The sequence below is a fragment of the Enterobacter cloacae complex sp. P47BA genome (assembly GCF_014930485.1).
Taxonomy (GTDB): Bacteria; Pseudomonadota; Gammaproteobacteria; order Enterobacterales; family Enterobacteriaceae; genus Enterobacter; species Enterobacter bugandensis.
The window spans coordinates 262461-277595 of record NZ_JADBRF010000002.1 but is presented as its reverse complement, the minus strand read 5'-3'; the positions used below and the strand labels follow the sequence as shown (position 1 = coordinate 277595).

The window sequence follows — 15135 nt, the reverse complement described above, 5'->3', positions numbered from 1 at the left end:
GGAAACGGGTAAACATTTCCGGATTCTTACACAGCCACTGGATCGGTCAACCGATCCTTAACTGATCGGCATTACAACGGGGTTGCCGTTTTGGTTTACCTAGACCTCAAAATCCAGCTCTTCCTCATCCCGCAGTGGAATAAGCTGCACTTTCTGCACGCGATGGTTTTCAATCTGCAGGGTTTTAAGCAGATAGTCGCCCACCTGAACCTCTTCTCCCGGCTGCGGGATACGCTGCAAATACTCCATCAGCAGACCGGCAATGGTGTGGTATTCCCGTTTTTCATCCAGCGGTAGCGGCACGTACTGCACAAGGTCTTCCAGCGGCATGTGGCCGTTGGCCGTCCACGAGCCGTCAGCGTTTTTCTGAATGTCGTGGCGGGCATCAATCTCATCCACCTCGTTTGGCAGATTACCGGCGATGGTTTCCATTACGTCGCTGAGCGTGACCAGCCCTTCCACCGAACCAAATTCATCCACCACAAACGCGAAGTGGGTGCGCGCGTTGCGGAACTGCTCCAGCGCGGAGAGCAGCGGAAGCGCTTCCGGGAAGACCAGCGGCTGGCGTACCAGCGCGCGCAGGTTGAGCGGCTCGCCGTGCAGCTGCTGCTGGAGCAGGTCAATCACGTGTACCACCCCCAGCAGCTCCTCTTCCTCTTCACCGCCGGTGACCACCACGCGGGTGTGCTGGTTTTTATCCAGCAGGGCGCGGATCTGCTCTTCTGGTGCCGTGAGGTCAATATGCTCAATGTCATGCCGGGAGGTCATGATGCTGCTGACCGTGCGCTGATTCAGGTTAAGCACGCGCTCGATCATCAGCCGCTCCTGCGGGTTAAAGATTTGCCCGTCGCTGTGATCGGCCAGCAGGGCAGAGGATTCGGCGTCCAGCTCGGCATCCTCTTTCCTGCCGCTCAACAGGCGCATCACGGTGTCGGCCGTGCGCTGGCGCAGGGTCTGATTCGCGGAGAGAAACCGGCGGCGGTTAAATATCGCCAGCTGGTTGAGCGCTTCGATCATGACGGAGAAGCCAATGGCGGCGTACAGGTAGCCTTTCGGAATGTGGAAGCCGAAACCGTCGGCGACCAGGCTGAAGCCAATCATCAGAAGGAAGCTGAGGCAGAGGATCACGATTGTCGGGTGGCTGTTCACAAAGCGGGTCAGTGCTTTGCTCGCCATCACCATCAGCGTGATGGCGATGATTACCGCGGCCATCATGACGGCGAGATGGTCCACCATCCCGACGGCGGTAATCACCGAATCCAGGGAGAAGACTGCATCGAGCACCACAATTTGCGCCACCACCGGCCAGAATCTCGCCCCGCGTCGCTGGGTCGGGTTCTCGCTGTCCTTGCCTTCGAGCCGCTCGTTAAGCTCCACCGTGGCTTTGAACAGCAGGAACAGCCCGCCGAAGAGCATGATCAGATCGCGCGCGCTAAAGCTCAGGCCGCGAACGGAGAACAGAGGCTGAGTGAGCGTGACCATCCAGGAGATAGAGGCCAGCAGCAGTAAACGCATCACCATCGCCAGCAGCAGACCCGTCACGCGCGCGCGGTCGCGCTGGGAAGGGGGCAGTTTTTCAGCGAGGATGGCGATAAACACCAGATTATCAATACCGAGCACTAATTCGATGACGACCAGCGTCACCAGCCCGGCCCAGATTGATGGATCGGCAATCCATTCCATAGTAATAGCAATACCTTCTGTTATATGACGAATGTCACACTTCGATCATGGATAAAGCTGGGGGAAAATGCAATGTCGGGCTGAGATTTCTCTTAATACGATGCGTAAAAAAGAGAGCAGTCTCAGGTGAGTGTAAATAAGCAAAATACGTATATTTTATTATTCTGAGTGCTTTTTAGGATATATCGCAGATAATGGTTTTTACTCTCTCTTTGTCAATATAAAGAAAATCCTAAAAGGTCAAAACTTTGCTCTTAATATTAATCTTAAAAACAGATATTAGGACAGTTGTCTCCTTGCCTGCTATTAGGTTAGCTGCAACAATTCTCCCAGCATCAAATGTTAAATCTTGTTGTTGCTATTATTGTCTTGGTCTTCGGAATGGTCATTCATTATCCGTTGTGTATTTCAAGCGGCTGATATATTTCCAGAAGACCTTACTCAAGAGGGTGTCTATCCATAACACATTGTTTAGTCAGTGGATTGGTAACTGAAAGCCAAGGGCGGTAGCGTGCCTGAAAGCGTGTGAATCAGCCTCGATTATTCTGTCAATAGCCAATGGATGAATAAGCTTTTTTTAGGACTGATGCCAGTTATATTTCTATTTGATTAACTGCATGCTGAAACCCAATACGTCTCAGGCTTATTTAAATTGCACAGGATAATTACTCTGCCAAAGTGATAAATAATCAATGATGAAATCCAAAATGAAATTGATGCCATTATTGGTGTCTGTGACCTTGATGAGTGGTTGCACGGTCTTTCCCGGCAGCAATATGTCAACAATGGGTAAGGATGTGATCAAGCAACAGGATGCCGATTTTGATCTCGACAAAATGGTGAATGTTTATCCACTTACGCCACGTCTGGTCGAACAATTACGTCCACGTCCGAATGTTGCCCAGCCGAATATGTCTCTGGACCAGGAAATTGCCTCCTATCAGTATCGCGTGGGGCCGGGCGACGTGATCAACGTGACCGTCTGGGACCACCCTGAACTGACCACGCCAGCGGGCCAGTACCGTAGCTCAAGCGACACCGGGAACTGGGTACAGTCAGATGGCACCATGTTCTATCCGTACATTGGTAAAGTACATGTCGCCGGGAAAACGCTTGCCGAGATCCGTAGTGATATTACCGGCCGCTTAGCGCAGTACATCGCCGACCCGCAGGTGGACGTTAATATCGCCGCATTCCGCTCGCAAAAAGCCTATATCTCCGGTCAGGTGAACAAATCCGGCCAGCAGGCCATCACCAACGTTCCGCTCACCGTTCTGGACGCCATTAACGCCGCGGGCGGCTTAACTGACGGCGCCGACTGGCGCAACGTGGTGCTGACCCACAACGGCAAAGAGCAGCGCATTTCGCTGCAGGCGCTGATGCAAAACGGCGACCTGACCCAGAACCGCCTGCTCTATCCGGGCGATATTCTCTACGTACCGCGCAACGACGATCTGAAAGTCTTCGTGATGGGTGAAGTGAAGAAACAGAGCACCCTCAAAATGGACTTCAGCGGCATGACCCTGACCGAAGCGCTGGGCAATGCTGAAGGTATCGATCTGACCACCTCTAACGCGACCGGTATCTTCGTCATCCGTCCGCTGAAGGGTGAAGGCAGCGCGAAGGGCAAGATTGCCAACATCTACCAGCTGGATATGTCCGATGCGACGTCTCTGGTGATGGCGACGGAGTTCCGTCTCCAGCCATACGATGTGGTTTACGTCACCACCGCGCCGGTTGCCCGCTGGAACCGTCTGATCAACCAGTTGCTGCCAACCATCAGTGGCGTTCGCTACATGACGGATACGGCGCGCGACATTCATACCTGGTAATCCGCGATGTTTAACAAAATTCTGGTGGTATGCGTGGGGAACATTTGCCGTTCCCCCACGGCTGAACGGCTGTTGAAACAGTACCAGCCCGAGTTAACGGTCGAGTCCGCAGGGCTGGGCGCGCTGGTGGGCAAAGGTGCCGACGAGCGCGCCGCGAGCGTGGCCCGCGATCACAACCTCTCTCTTGACGGGCATATCGCCCGCCAGGTCACCGGCCGCATGTGCCGGGAGTATGACCTGATTCTGGCAATGGAAAAACGGCATATTCATGCGCTATGCGATATCGCTCCGGAGATGCGCGGCAAGGTGATGCTGTTTGGTCACTGGGACAACGAACGCGAAATCCCCGATCCGTATCGCAAGAGCCATGAAGCCTTCGAGGCGGTTTACACCTTACTTGACCAGTCTGCCCAACAGTGGGCGCAGGCACTGAAAGCTCAGCAGGGATAACAATGACAGAAAAAACAAGACCTTCTGCCGCCCCGACTTCGGGCAGTGATGAAATTGATATTGGTCGCCTGGTCGGCACGGTTATCGAGGCAAAGTGGTGGGTGCTTGGCATTACTGCCGTGTTTGCCGCAGCGGCCGTCGTGTATACGCTGTTCGCCACACCTATCTACAGCGCCGACGCGCTGGTGCAGATCGAGCAGAATACCGGCAACTCGCTGGTGCAGGATATCGGCTCCGCGCTGGCGAACAAACCGCCAGCATCCGACGCTGAAATTCAGCTGATCCAGTCGCGTCTGGTGCTGGGTAAAACGGTTCACGACCTCGGACTCGACATCTCCGTCACCAAAAATACGTTCCCGATCTTCGGTGCCGGCTGGGACCGTCTGATGGGGCGCAACAATGACACCGTAAAAGTCACTGACTTTGTGCTGCCGAAAGGGGCGGGGGATCAAACCTTTACCCTGACGGTGCTGGGCCCGAAACAGTATCAGCTGACCAGCGATGCGGGCTTTAGCGCACGCGGCGAAGTGGGGCAGATGCTGAACAAAGACGGCGTTAGCATGATGGTTAGCGCGATCCACGCCCAGGAGGGCGGTGAATTCACCGTCACCAAATTCTCCACGCTGGGGATGATCAACAATCTGCAGAACAACCTGACCGTCACCGAAAACGGTAAGGACACCGGCGTGCTGAGCATGACCTTTACCGGTGAAGATAAAGATCAAATTCGCGACATCCTGAACAGCATTACCCGCAACTACCTTGAGCAGAACGTCGAGCGCAAGTCGGCGGAAGCGGCGAAAAGCCTGGCGTTCCTCGCTAAACAGCTCCCGGAAGTGCGTGCCCGTCTGGACGATGCCGAGAACAAGCTGAACGCCTACCGTCAGGATAAAGACTCCGTCGACCTGCCGCTGGAGGCGAAATCGGTTCTCGACTCGATGGTGAATATTGATGCGCAGCTCAACGAGCTGACCTTCAAAGAGGCAGAGATTTCCAAGCTTTACACCAAACGCCACCCGGCCTACCGCACGCTGCTGGAGAAGCGCCGCACTCTCGAAGAGGAGAAGGCGAAGCTGAACGACCGCGTGACCGCGATGCCGAAAACGCAGCAGGAGATCGTGCGTCTGACCCGCGACGTGGAGTCCGGACAGCAGGTTTACATGCAGCTGCTGAACAAACAGCAGGAGCTGAAAATCACCGAGGCCAGCACCGTGGGTGACGTGCGCATCGTCGACCCGGCCATTACCCAGCCTGGCGTGCTGAAGCCGAAGAAAGCGCTGATTATTCTTGGCAGCATTATTCTTGGCCTGATGCTCTCTATCGTTGGCGTCCTGCTGCGCTCGCTGTTCAACCGCGGCATCGAAAGCCCGCAGGTGCTGGAAGAGAGTGGTATCAACGTCTATGCCAGCATTCCGCTGTCTGAGTGGCAAAAATCCCGTGACAGCGTCAAGACCATCAAGGGCGTTAAGCGTTACAAACAGAGCCAGTTGCTGGCCGTGGGTAACCCAACCGACCTGGCGATTGAAGCGATACGCAGCCTGCGTACCAGTCTGCACTTCGCCATGATGCAGGCTAAAAACAACGTCCTGATGTTAACCGGCGTCAGCCCGTCAATCGGTAAGACCTTTGTCTGTGCCAACCTGGCGGCCGTGGTGAGCCAGACCAACAAGCGCGTGCTGCTGATCGACTGTGATATGCGTAAGGGTTATACCCACGAACTGCTGGGTACCAACAATGTGAACGGTCTGTCGGAAATCCTGCTGGGTCAGGGAGAGATTAGCCAGAGCGCCAAGCCGACCTCGATTCCGAAATTCGACCTGATCCCGCGTGGTCAGGTGCCGCCGAACCCGTCTGAACTGCTGATGAGCGAACGCTTCACCCAGCTGATTGAGTGGGCGAGCAAAAACTATGACCTGGTGCTGATCGATACGCCGCCAATTCTGGCCGTGACCGATGCCGCCGTGGTTGGCCGTCATGCGGGTACCACGCTGATGGTGGCACGCTATGCGGTGAATACCCTGAAGGAAGTGGAAACCAGCCTGAGCCGCTTCGAGCAGAACGGCATTGAGGTGAAAGGGGTCATCCTGAACTCCATCTTCCGTCGTGCGACCGGGTACCAGGATTACGGTTATTACGAGTACGAATACAAGTCTGACAGCAAATAACAAAACACCCCCCCTTACCCTAACCCTCTCCCCAGAGGGGAGAGGGAACTGTCCGGTGCCGCCTTTCACCCTCTCCCCTCAGGGGAGAGGGCCGGGGTGAGGGGTAGGAGGAAAAGATGACCACACAACGCCCTTTAGTTTCAATCTATATGCCGACATGGAATCGTCAGCAGCTGGCGATCCGCGCAATCAAGTCGGTGTTACGTCAGGATTACGATAACTGGGAGCTGATCATCGTTGATGACTGCTCTTCCTCGTATGAACAGCTGCAAAAATTTGTCACCGAACTCAACGATCCACGCGTGATGTATACCCATAACCCGATTAACTCCGGGGCGTGCGCGGTGCGTAATCAGGCGATTATGCAGGCCAAAGGGCAGTATCTGACCGGCATCGACGATGACGACGAATGGACGCCGAACCGCCTGTCCGTCTTCCTTTCGCATAAAGAGCAGCTGGTCACGCACGCTTTTCTGTATGCCAACGACTATGTCTGCCAGGGCGAGGTTTACTCGCAGCCCGCGAGCCTGCCGCTGTACCCGAAATCACCGTACTCCCGTCGCCTGTTCTACAAGCGCAACATTATCGGTAATCAGGTCTTTACCTGGGCGTGGCGCTTTAAAGAGTGCCTGTTCGATACCGAACTGAAGGCCGCGCAGGATTACGACATCTTCTTGCGGATGGTGGTGGAGTACGGCGAGCCGTGGAAAGTGGAAGAGGCCACGCAGATCCTGCACATCAACCACGGGGAGATGCAGATCACCTCCTCACCGAAGAAGTTTTCAGGCTACTTCCATTTTTACCGCAAGCACAAGGACAAGTTTGACCGTGCCAGCCGCAAGTATCAGCTCTTTACCCTGTATCAGATCCGCAATAAGCGCATGAACTGGCGCACCCTGCTGACGCTGCTGTCGGTGCGTAACGGCAAGCGTCTGGCTGACGGGCTTCGGGGGAAATAATGTTTCTGGAAGATTGCCGCGCAAACAGCTGGAGCCTGCGCCCGTGCTGCATGGTTCTGGCGTACCGCATCGCGCACTTTTGCTCGGTGTGGCGCAAGAAAAACGTACTGAACAATATCTGGGCGGCGCCGATTCTGGTGCTGTACCGCATCATCACCGAATGCTTTTTTGGCTATGAAATCCAGGCCGCTGCCACCATTGGCCGCCGCTTTACCATCCACCACGGCTATGCGGTGGTGATCAACAAGTTCGTGGTTGCGGGCGATGATTTCACCATTCGCCACGGGGTGACGATCGGCAACCGCGGGCCGGACAGCCTGGCCTGCCCGGTGATCGGCAATAACGTCGAGCTGGGGGCGAACGTGGTGATGATTGGCGACATTACGATTGGTAACAACGTGACGATCGGGGCGGGCAGCGTGGTGCTGGACAGCATTCCGGATAACGCGCTGGTGGTGGGTGAGAAAGCCCGCGTGAAGGTGATTAAATGAACATTCTGCAATTTAACGTACGCCTCGCAGAAGGCGGAGCGGCTGGCGTGGCGCTGGATCTGCACCAGCGTGCCCTGCAAAAAGGACTTCAGTCCCGGTTTATTTACGGCTATGGCAAGGGCGGCAAGAAAAGCGTCAGCCATGATAACTTCCCGCAGGTGCACAAGCACACGCCGCGTCTGACCTCTGTTGCCAACATTGCGCTGTTCCGCCTGTTTAACCGCGATCTGTTTGGCAACCTGAACAGTCTATATCGCACCGTGACCCGCACCAGCGGCCCGGTTGTGCTGCATTTTCACGTCCTTCACAGTTACTGGCTGAATCTGGAAGAGGTGGTGGCGTTTTGTCAGAAGGTGCAGGCCCACAAGCCCGACACCCGCTTCGTCTGGACGCTGCACGATCACTGGAGCGTAACCGGACGCTGCGCGTTTACCGACGGCTGCGAAGGCTGGAAAGATAGCTGCCAGAAATGCCCGACGTTGAGCAACTATCCGCCGGTGAAGGTGGATCGCGCGCATCAGCTGGTAGACGGAAAGCGTCAGTTGTTCCGCGACATGCTTTCGCTCGGCTGCACGTTTATCTCCCCGAGCCAGCACGTGGCCGACGCCTTCAACAGCCTGTATGGGGCAGGGCGCTGTCAGATTATCAACAACGGTATCGACGTGGCGACGGAAGCCATCCTGGCCGAGCTGACGCCGGTGGCGGAAACCGCGGGCAAACCGAAAATTGCCATCGTTGCGCACGATCTGCGCTACGACGGCAAAACTAACCAGCAGCTGGTGCGCGACATGATGGCGCTCGGCGACAAAATTGAACTGCATACCTTTGGCAAATTCTCGCCGTTCGAAGGCGCTAACGTGGTGAATCACGGGTTTGAAACCGACAAGCGCAAGCTGATGAGTGCCCTGAATGGTATGGACGCGCTGGTGTTCAGCTCTCGTGTGGATAATTACCCGCTGATCCTCTGCGAGGCGCTCTCCATCGGCGTGCCGGTGATTGCCACCCACAGCGATGCAGCGCGCGAAGTGTTGGAAAAATCTGGCGGAAAAACCTTCGCCGGGCACGAGGTCCTGCCTCTGGTGCAGTTGCCGAAGGCGCAGATCGCCGAGGCCGTTTTTGGCACTGACCTGGAATCGTTCCGCAACCGCAGCCGCAAGGCCTACAGTGGACAACAGATGCTGGAGGAGTATGTCTCGTTCTATCAGAATCTGTAGTTATCTGCTGCTGCCGCTGATCTACCTGCTGGTCAACGTCAAAATTGCCCAGCTCGGCGAAAGCTTCCCGATAACCATCGTAACTTTTTTGCCCGTTCTGCTTCTGCTGTATGTCGATAAAATCAACCTGAAGAAGCTGATGATTGCCCTGGGGCTGGGCACGGGCCTGACGCTGTTTAACTACATCTTTGGCCAGTCGCTGGATGCCAGTAAATACGTCACTTCAACCATGCTGTTTGTTTATATCGTTATTATTATTGGCATGGTCTGGAGTATTCGCTTCAAAACTATTTCGCTGCACAATTATCGGAAAATCCTCAGGTTCTTTTATATTGCCGTTGCGTTAATTGTTGTGCTTGCCGCACTGGAAATGGCGCAGATTATTTTGACCGGTGGCAGCAGCCTGATGGAGATAATTTCGAAATATCTCATTTACAGTAACAGCTATGTACTGAACTTCATTAAGTTTGGTGGGAAGCGTACAACGGCGCTCTATTTTGAACCGGCGTTTTTCGCTCTGGCGTTAATCTCAATTTGGCTCAGCATCAAACAGTTTGGTATCAAAACGCCTAAGACCGATGCTATGATTCTTGCAGGAATCGTTCTGTCTGGATCGTTCTCAGGGGTAATGACATTTATCCTGTTTTACCTGCTGGAGTGGGCGTTCCAGTACCTGAACAAAGATGCGATTAAGAAAAAACTGCCGCTGGCGATAATCTCTCTGACGGTATTTTTAGTGGGCGTCATATTCGCGTTTCCGTACATTTCAGAACGTCTGGGTGATTTGGGAACGGAAGGGTCATCGTCCTATTATCGCATCATTGGTCCGCTGGTGATGGTGGGTTATTCCTTAACCCATATCGATGGTGTAGTAAGATTCGGCTCACTTTACGAATATGTTGCATCATTCGGAATCTTTAACGGTGCGGATGTCGGTAAAACCATAGACAATGGTCTGTATCTGTTAATTATTTATTTTTCGTGGTTCGCCGTACTGTTGACGCTGTGGTATCTGTTTAAAGTTTTCAAAATGATGATCAACGCGTTTGGTGATAACCAGAACTTCCGCGTGCAGCTTTATCTTTTTACGCCGGTGTCGCTGTTTTTTACCGGGTCAATATTTAGCCCGGAATATGCTTTCTTGATTGTCTGTCCGTTTATTTTGCGTAAGGCGCTTAATATTACGAACGTATGACGAAATGAGGTGATTTATGTTTCTTAGCGTCATTACTGTCGCTTTTCGTAATTACGAAGGGGTGGTAAAAACCTGGCGCTCGCTGCGCAACCTGGCGCGCGATCCAAGCCTCACCTTTGAGTGGATCGTGGTCGACGGCGGCTCGAACGATGGCACGGCGGAGTTTCTGGAAAAACTCAACGGTGAGTTCAACTTACGCTACATCAGCGAGAAAGATAAAGGCATCTACGATGCGATGAACAAGGGCATTTCTATGGCCCAGGGCCGTTATGCCATCTTCCTCAACTCCGGCGATATTTTCCACGACGACGTGGCGTTGTTTGCTCGTCAGCTGGCGCGCCAGAAAGAGGATGCCATGTATATTGGCGATGCGCTGCTCGATTTTGGCGACGGGCATAAAGTCTGCCGCAGCGCCAAGCCAGGCTGGTATATCTACCACAGCCTGCCGGCCAGCCATCAGGCCATTTTCTTCCCGGTAAACGGTCTGAAAAAACAGCCTTACGATTTGCAGTACAAGGTGTCATCCGATTATGCGCTGGCCGCCAGCCTGTATAAATCAGGTTACCCATTCCGTCGAATTAAAGGGCTGGTGTCTGAATTTTCGATGGGTGGCGTGTCAACGTCTAATAATCTGGAATTATGCCAGGATGCAAAAAAGGTGCAGCGTCAAATATTACGCGTGCCGGGATTCTGGGCGGAATTGTCTTATTTATTACGCCTGCGTACGACAGGTAAAACAAAAACCTTATATAACAAAGCCTGAATATAAGGAAACGCAATGCAGGATTTAAAAGGTTTCTCCGTACCGAAAGGTTTTCGGGGCGGGAACGGTATTAAGGTACAGCTGTGGTGGGCGGTTCAGGCAACCTTATTTGCCTGGTCGCCGCAAATACTGTACCGCTGGCGAGCCTTTTTATTGCGCCTGTTTGGCGCAAAAATCGGAAAAAACGTAGTTATTCGACCTTCGGTAAAGATTACCTACCCCTGGAAATTAACCCTCGGAGATTACGCCTGGGTAGGGGATGACGCGGTGTTATATACCCTGGGCGAGATTACGATTGGCGCAAATTCGGTGGTTTCACAGAAGTGTTATTTGTGCACCGGCAGCCACGACTTTATGAGCCCGCATTTTGATATTACCGCTTCGCCTATTGTGATCGGTGAGAAGTGCTGGCTGGCAACGGATGTTTTTGTTGCACCAGGTATTTCTGTTGGCGATGGCACGGTAGTCGGTGCCCGCAGCAGCGTTTTTAAATCGCTACCGGCAAATAAAGTTTGCCGTGGCAACCCCGCAGTGGTGATACGCGAACGCGTTGAAACTGATTAAATTCATAAGTAGAGGAATATAAACATGTCTAAAGTCGCTCTCATCACCGGCGTTACCGGGCAGGATGGTTCTTACCTGGCAGAACTGCTGCTGGAGAAAGGGTATGAAGTGCATGGTATTAAACGTCGTGCGTCTTCTTTCAACACCGAACGTGTGGATCACATCTATCAGGATCCTCACGCGGCGAACCCGAAATTCCACCTGCACTACGGCGACCTGACCGATACCTCCAACCTGACTCGTATCCTGCAGGAAGTACAGCCGGATGAAGTGTACAACCTGGGGGCGATGAGCCACGTAGCGGTCTCCTTCGAGTCCCCGGAATACACCGCTGACGTTGACGCCATGGGTACCCTGCGTCTGCTGGAGGCGATTCGCTTCCTCGGTCTCGAGAAGAAAACTCGCTTCTACCAGGCATCTACCTCCGAGCTGTACGGCCTGGTGCAGGAAATTCCACAGAAAGAGACCACGCCGTTCTACCCGCGCTCTCCGTATGCGGTAGCAAAACTGTACGCCTACTGGATCACCGTGAACTACCGTGAATCCTACGGTATGTACGCCTGTAACGGCATTCTGTTCAACCACGAATCCCCTCGCCGCGGCGAAACCTTCGTGACTCGTAAAATCACCCGCGCGATCGCCAACATTGCTCAGGGTCTGGAATCTTGCCTGCACCTCGGCAACATGGACTCCCTGCGTGACTGGGGCCATGCCAAAGACTACGTGAAAATGCAGTGGATGATGCTGCAGCAGGAACAGCCAGAAGACTTCGTTATCGCGACCGGCGTGCAGTACTCCGTGCGTCAGTTCGTTGAGATGGCTGCGGCGCAGCTGGGCATCAAACTGCGCTTCGAAGGCACGGGTGTGGAAGAGAAGGGTATCGTTGTGTCCGTGACCGGCCACGACGCGCCAGGCGTGAAGCCAGGCGACGTGATTGTCCAGGTTGATCCGCGCTACTTCCGTCCTGCTGAAGTAGAAACCCTGCTGGGCGACCCAACCAAAGCGCACGAGAAGCTGGGCTGGAAACCAGAAACCACTCTGCAGGAGATGGTTTCCGAGATGGTGGCCAAAGACCTTGAAGCAGCGAAAAAACACTCCCTGCTCAAGTCTCATGGCTACGAGGTTGCCATCGCGCTGGAGTCCTGAGAATGACAAAACAACGTATTTTTGTCGCCGGTCATCGCGGAATGGTGGGTTCCGCGATTGTCCGCCAGCTGGAACAGCGCGGTGACGTAGAGGTGATTGTCCGCACCCGTGACGAGCTGAACCTGCTCGACAACCGTGCGGTACAGGACTTCTTTGCGAACGAACGCATTGACCAGGTGTATCTGGCGGCGGCGAAGGTGGGCGGCATTGTCGCTAACAACACCTACCCGGCGGATTTCATCTACGAGAACATGATGATCGAGAGCAACATCATTCATGCGGCGCATCTGCACAACGTGAACAAGCTGCTGTTCCTCGGTTCATCCTGTATCTACCCGAAGATGGCGAAGCAGCCGATTGCCGAGAGCGAGCTGTTGCAGGGCACGCTGGAAGCCACTAACGAGCCGTATGCGATTGCCAAAATTGCCGGGATCAAGCTGTGTGAATCCTACAACCGTCAGTACAACCGCGACTATCGCTCGGTGATGCCGACCAACCTGTACGGACCGCACGACAACTTCCACCCGAGCAACTCGCACGTGATCCCGGCGCTGCTGCGTCGCTTCCACGAGGCGACTGCCGAAAACGCCCCGGACGTGGTGGTGTGGGGCAGCGGAACGCCAATGCGCGAGTTCCTGCACGTGGACGACATGGCGGCTGCCAGCATTCACGTGATGGAGCTGGATCGCGAGGTGTGGCAGGAAAACACCGAGCCGATGCTGTCGCACATTAACGTGGGTACCGGCGTGGACTGCACCATCCGCGAGCTGGCGCAGACCATCGCGCAGGTGGTGGGCTACAAGGGCCGCGTGGTGTTTGACGCGACCAAACCGGACGGCACGCCGCGCAAACTGCTGGACGTGACCCGCCTGCACCAGCTGGGCTGGTATCACGAGGTGTCACTGGAGCAGGGGCTGGCCAGCACCTACCAGTGGTTCCTGGAAAACCAGCACCGCTTCCGGGGGTAATGATGTTTTTAAGTCAGGAAGATTTTGCCACGGTAGTGCGTTCTACTCCGCTGATCTCAATTGATCTGATCGTGGAGAACGAACGCGGCGAGTTCTTGCTGGGGAAACGAACCAATCGTCCTGCACAGGGCTTTTGGTTCGTGCCCGGCGGGCGCGTGCAGAAGGATGAGCGGCTTACCGATGCGTTTGAGCGTCTCACTCTGGCGGAGCTGGGTCTGCAGCTGCCAATGGCGGCAGGCCAGTTTTACGGGGTCTGGCAGCACTTCTATGACGATAACTTTTCAGGCACCGGGTTCTCCACGCACTACATCGTGCTGGGGTTCCGCCTGAAGGTGAGTGAGGCAGACCTGCGTCTGCCTGATTCTCAGCATGACGACTACCGCTGGCAGACGCCAGAGGCGCTGCTGGCGAGCGATAACGTTCACGATAACAGTCGAGCGTACTTCCTCGCAGAACGTCAGTCCGGGGTGCCGGGTTTATGAAGATCCTTGTGTATGGCATTAACTATTCGCCGGAATTAACCGGCATCGGGAAATACACCGGCGAGATGGTCGAGTGGATGGCGAGCCAGGGACATGACGTGCGGGTGATTACTGCCCCGCCGTACTACCCGGAGTGGAAGGTAGGCGAACGCTATTCCAGCTGGCGCTATCGCCGTGAAGAGGGGGCCGCGACCGTCTGGCGCTGCCCGCTCTACGTGCCGAAGCAGCCCTCGACGCTGAAACGTTTAATTCATCTGGGCAGCTTTGCCCTCAGCAGTTTCTTCCCGCTGATGGCGCAGCGTCGCTGGAAGCCGGATCGCATCATTGGCGTGGTGCCGACGCTGTTCTGCACGCCGGGCATGCGCCTGCTGGGAAAACTCTCCGGCGCGCGCACCCTGCTGCACATTCAGGATTATGAAGTGGACGCCATGCTCGGTCTGGGTATGGCCGGGAAAGGCAAGGGCGGCAAGGTGGCGAAGCTCGCCAGCGCCTTTGAGCGCAGCGGCCTGCATAACGTGGATTACGTCTCAACGATCTCGCGCTCGATGATGAACAAAGCGCAGGAGAAGGGCGTCCCGGCGGAGAAGGTGATCTTCTTCCCGAACTGGTCCGAAGTGGCGCGTTTTCGCGACGTGACGGAGCAAGAGGCTCAGGCGCTGCGCGCCCGGCTCGGTTTGCCTGAAGACCAAAAAATCATTCTTTACTCAGGCAACATCGGCGAAAAGCAGGGGCTTGAGAGCGTTATTGAAGCGGCCCGTCTGCTGATCGAACAGCCGTGGACGTTTGTGATTGTCGGACAGGGCGGGGGAAAAGCGCGGCTGGAGAAGATGGCCAGTGAACGCGGCCTGACCAACGTGAAGTTTTTCCCGCTGCAATCGTACGATGCGCTGCCCGCGCTGCTGAAAATGGCGGATTGCCATCTGGTCGTGCAAAAACGCGGCGCGGCGGATGCGGTGCTGCCGTCCAAGCTGACCAACATTCTGGCAGTGGGCGGTAACGCGGTGATTACGGCGGAAGCCGAAACTGAATTAGGCCAGCTGTGTGGCAGCTATCCGGGGATTGCCGTGTGCGTGGAGCCGGAATCCGTTCCCGCGCTGGTCACCGGCATTGAACAGGCACTCGCCATGCCAAAAGTGAACACGGTGGCACGTGAATATGCCGAACGCACGCTCGAGAAAGAGAACGTGCTGAGCCAATTTATTGCAGATATACGGGGATAAATC

General features: G+C 54.9%; 14 protein-coding genes. 13 read left to right on the top strand and 1 reads right to left on the bottom strand.

The window, feature by feature from the left end; all coding sequences use genetic code 11:
* Positions 1 to 99 precede the first annotated feature (99 nt).
* Entirely contained in the window at positions 100 to 1683 is a 1584-nt protein-coding gene (locus IM299_RS04765; protein ID WP_047363153.1) for a TerC family protein, read from the bottom strand.
* Between the two features lie 692 nt (positions 1684 to 2375).
* On the opposite strand from IM299_RS04765, the gene IM299_RS04760 reads away from it, so the two are divergent.
* The 13 genes from IM299_RS04760 to wcaI all read left to right on the top strand — a co-directional run bounded on the left by IM299_RS04760 (position 2376) and on the right by wcaI (position 15132).
* Entirely contained in the window at positions 2376 to 3515 is a 1140-nt protein-coding gene (locus tag IM299_RS04760) for a polysaccharide export protein (protein ID WP_014170829.1), read from the top strand.
* 6 nt (positions 3516 to 3521) lie between these two features.
* On the top strand, positions 3522 to 3965 hold the full coding sequence (gene wzb / locus IM299_RS04755) for a low molecular weight protein-tyrosine-phosphatase Wzb (RefSeq protein WP_041909108.1): 444 nt from the start codon (positions 3522 to 3524) through the stop codon (positions 3963 to 3965).
* A gap of 2 nt (positions 3966 to 3967) precedes the next feature.
* On the top strand, positions 3968 to 6130 hold the full coding sequence (wzc, locus tag IM299_RS04750; protein WP_193357108.1) for a tyrosine-protein kinase Wzc: 2163 nt from the start codon (positions 3968 to 3970) through the stop codon (positions 6128 to 6130).
* Between the two features lie 116 nt (positions 6131 to 6246).
* A complete protein-coding gene (gene wcaA / locus IM299_RS04745) occupies positions 6247 to 7089 on the top strand; it encodes a colanic acid biosynthesis glycosyltransferase WcaA (protein ID WP_028013800.1) in 843 nt (280 codons plus the stop codon).
* Complete coding sequence (gene wcaB / locus IM299_RS04740) at positions 7089 to 7580, top strand: colanic acid biosynthesis acetyltransferase WcaB (RefSeq protein WP_045260418.1); 492 nt, start codon at positions 7089 to 7091, stop codon at positions 7578 to 7580. Before wcaA ends, wcaB begins: the two co-directional genes overlap by 1 nt.
* Positions 7577 to 8794, top strand: a complete 1218-nt coding sequence (gene wcaC / locus IM299_RS04735; protein ID WP_126345314.1) for a colanic acid biosynthesis glycosyltransferase WcaC — start codon at positions 7577 to 7579, stop codon at positions 8792 to 8794. The genes wcaB and wcaC overlap by 4 nt, the downstream gene beginning before the upstream one ends.
* On the top strand, positions 8769 to 9989 hold the full coding sequence (gene wcaD, locus IM299_RS04730; protein WP_193357107.1) for a colanic acid polymerase WcaD: 1221 nt from the start codon (positions 8769 to 8771) through the stop codon (positions 9987 to 9989). The genes wcaC and wcaD overlap by 26 nt, the downstream gene beginning before the upstream one ends.
* A 16-nt stretch (positions 9990 to 10005) precedes the next feature.
* A complete protein-coding gene (gene wcaE / locus IM299_RS04725) occupies positions 10006 to 10752 on the top strand; it encodes a colanic acid biosynthesis glycosyltransferase WcaE (RefSeq protein WP_041909116.1) in 747 nt (248 codons plus the stop codon).
* Positions 10753 to 10767: 15 nt separating this feature from the next.
* Positions 10768 to 11316, top strand: a complete 549-nt coding sequence (gene wcaF / locus IM299_RS04720; RefSeq protein WP_045260414.1) for a colanic acid biosynthesis acetyltransferase WcaF — start codon at positions 10768 to 10770, stop codon at positions 11314 to 11316.
* Positions 11317 to 11340: 24 nt separating this feature from the next.
* A complete protein-coding gene (gene gmd / locus IM299_RS04715; RefSeq protein ID WP_003863514.1) occupies positions 11341 to 12462 on the top strand; it encodes a GDP-mannose 4,6-dehydratase in 1122 nt (373 codons plus the stop codon).
* Between the two features lie 2 nt (positions 12463 to 12464).
* Complete coding sequence (locus tag IM299_RS04710) at positions 12465 to 13430, top strand: GDP-L-fucose synthase (RefSeq protein ID WP_193357106.1); 966 nt, start codon at positions 12465 to 12467, stop codon at positions 13428 to 13430.
* Positions 13431 to 13432: 2 nt separating this feature from the next.
* Positions 13433 to 13912, top strand: coding sequence for a GDP-mannose mannosyl hydrolase (locus IM299_RS04705; protein ID WP_126546248.1), 480 nt, complete (start codon positions 13433 to 13435; stop codon positions 13910 to 13912).
* Positions 13909 to 15132, top strand: a complete 1224-nt coding sequence (gene wcaI, locus IM299_RS04700) for a colanic acid biosynthesis fucosyltransferase WcaI (protein ID WP_193357105.1) — start codon at positions 13909 to 13911, stop codon at positions 15130 to 15132. Before IM299_RS04705 ends, wcaI begins: the two co-directional genes overlap by 4 nt.
* Positions 15133 to 15135 lie beyond the last annotated feature (3 nt).

Excerpts from the sequence above, each read along its gene's own strand:
- wcaA (WP_028013800.1), top strand. The coding sequence starts at position 6,247 with ATGACCACACAACGCCCTTTAGTTTCAATCTATATGCCGACATGGAAT.
- IM299_RS04710 (WP_193357106.1), top strand. The coding sequence starts at position 12,465 with ATGACAAAACAACGTATTTTTGTCGCCGGTCATCGCGGAATGGTGGGT.
- wcaF (WP_045260414.1), top strand. The coding sequence starts at position 10,768 with ATGCAGGATTTAAAAGGTTTCTCCGTACCGAAAGGTTTTCGGGGCGGG.
- IM299_RS04765 (WP_047363153.1), bottom strand. The coding sequence starts at position 1,683 with ATGGAATGGATTGCCGATCCATCAATCTGGGCCGGGCTGGTGACGCTG.
- IM299_RS04760 (WP_014170829.1), top strand. The coding sequence starts at position 2,376 with ATGATGAAATCCAAAATGAAATTGATGCCATTATTGGTGTCTGTGACC.
- IM299_RS04705 (WP_126546248.1), top strand. The coding sequence starts at position 13,433 with ATGTTTTTAAGTCAGGAAGATTTTGCCACGGTAGTGCGTTCTACTCCG.
- wcaE (WP_041909116.1), top strand. The coding sequence starts at position 10,006 with ATGTTTCTTAGCGTCATTACTGTCGCTTTTCGTAATTACGAAGGGGTG.
- wcaC (WP_126345314.1), top strand. The coding sequence starts at position 7,577 with ATGAACATTCTGCAATTTAACGTACGCCTCGCAGAAGGCGGAGCGGCT.
- gmd (WP_003863514.1), top strand. The coding sequence starts at position 11,341 with ATGTCTAAAGTCGCTCTCATCACCGGCGTTACCGGGCAGGATGGTTCT.
- wcaI (WP_193357105.1), top strand. The coding sequence starts at position 13,909 with ATGAAGATCCTTGTGTATGGCATTAACTATTCGCCGGAATTAACCGGC.
- wcaB (WP_045260418.1), top strand. The coding sequence starts at position 7,089 with ATGTTTCTGGAAGATTGCCGCGCAAACAGCTGGAGCCTGCGCCCGTGC.
- wzb (WP_041909108.1), top strand. The coding sequence starts at position 3,522 with ATGTTTAACAAAATTCTGGTGGTATGCGTGGGGAACATTTGCCGTTCC.
- wcaD (WP_193357107.1), top strand. The coding sequence starts at position 8,769 with ATGTCTCGTTCTATCAGAATCTGTAGTTATCTGCTGCTGCCGCTGATC.
- wzc (WP_193357108.1), top strand. The coding sequence starts at position 3,968 with ATGACAGAAAAAACAAGACCTTCTGCCGCCCCGACTTCGGGCAGTGAT.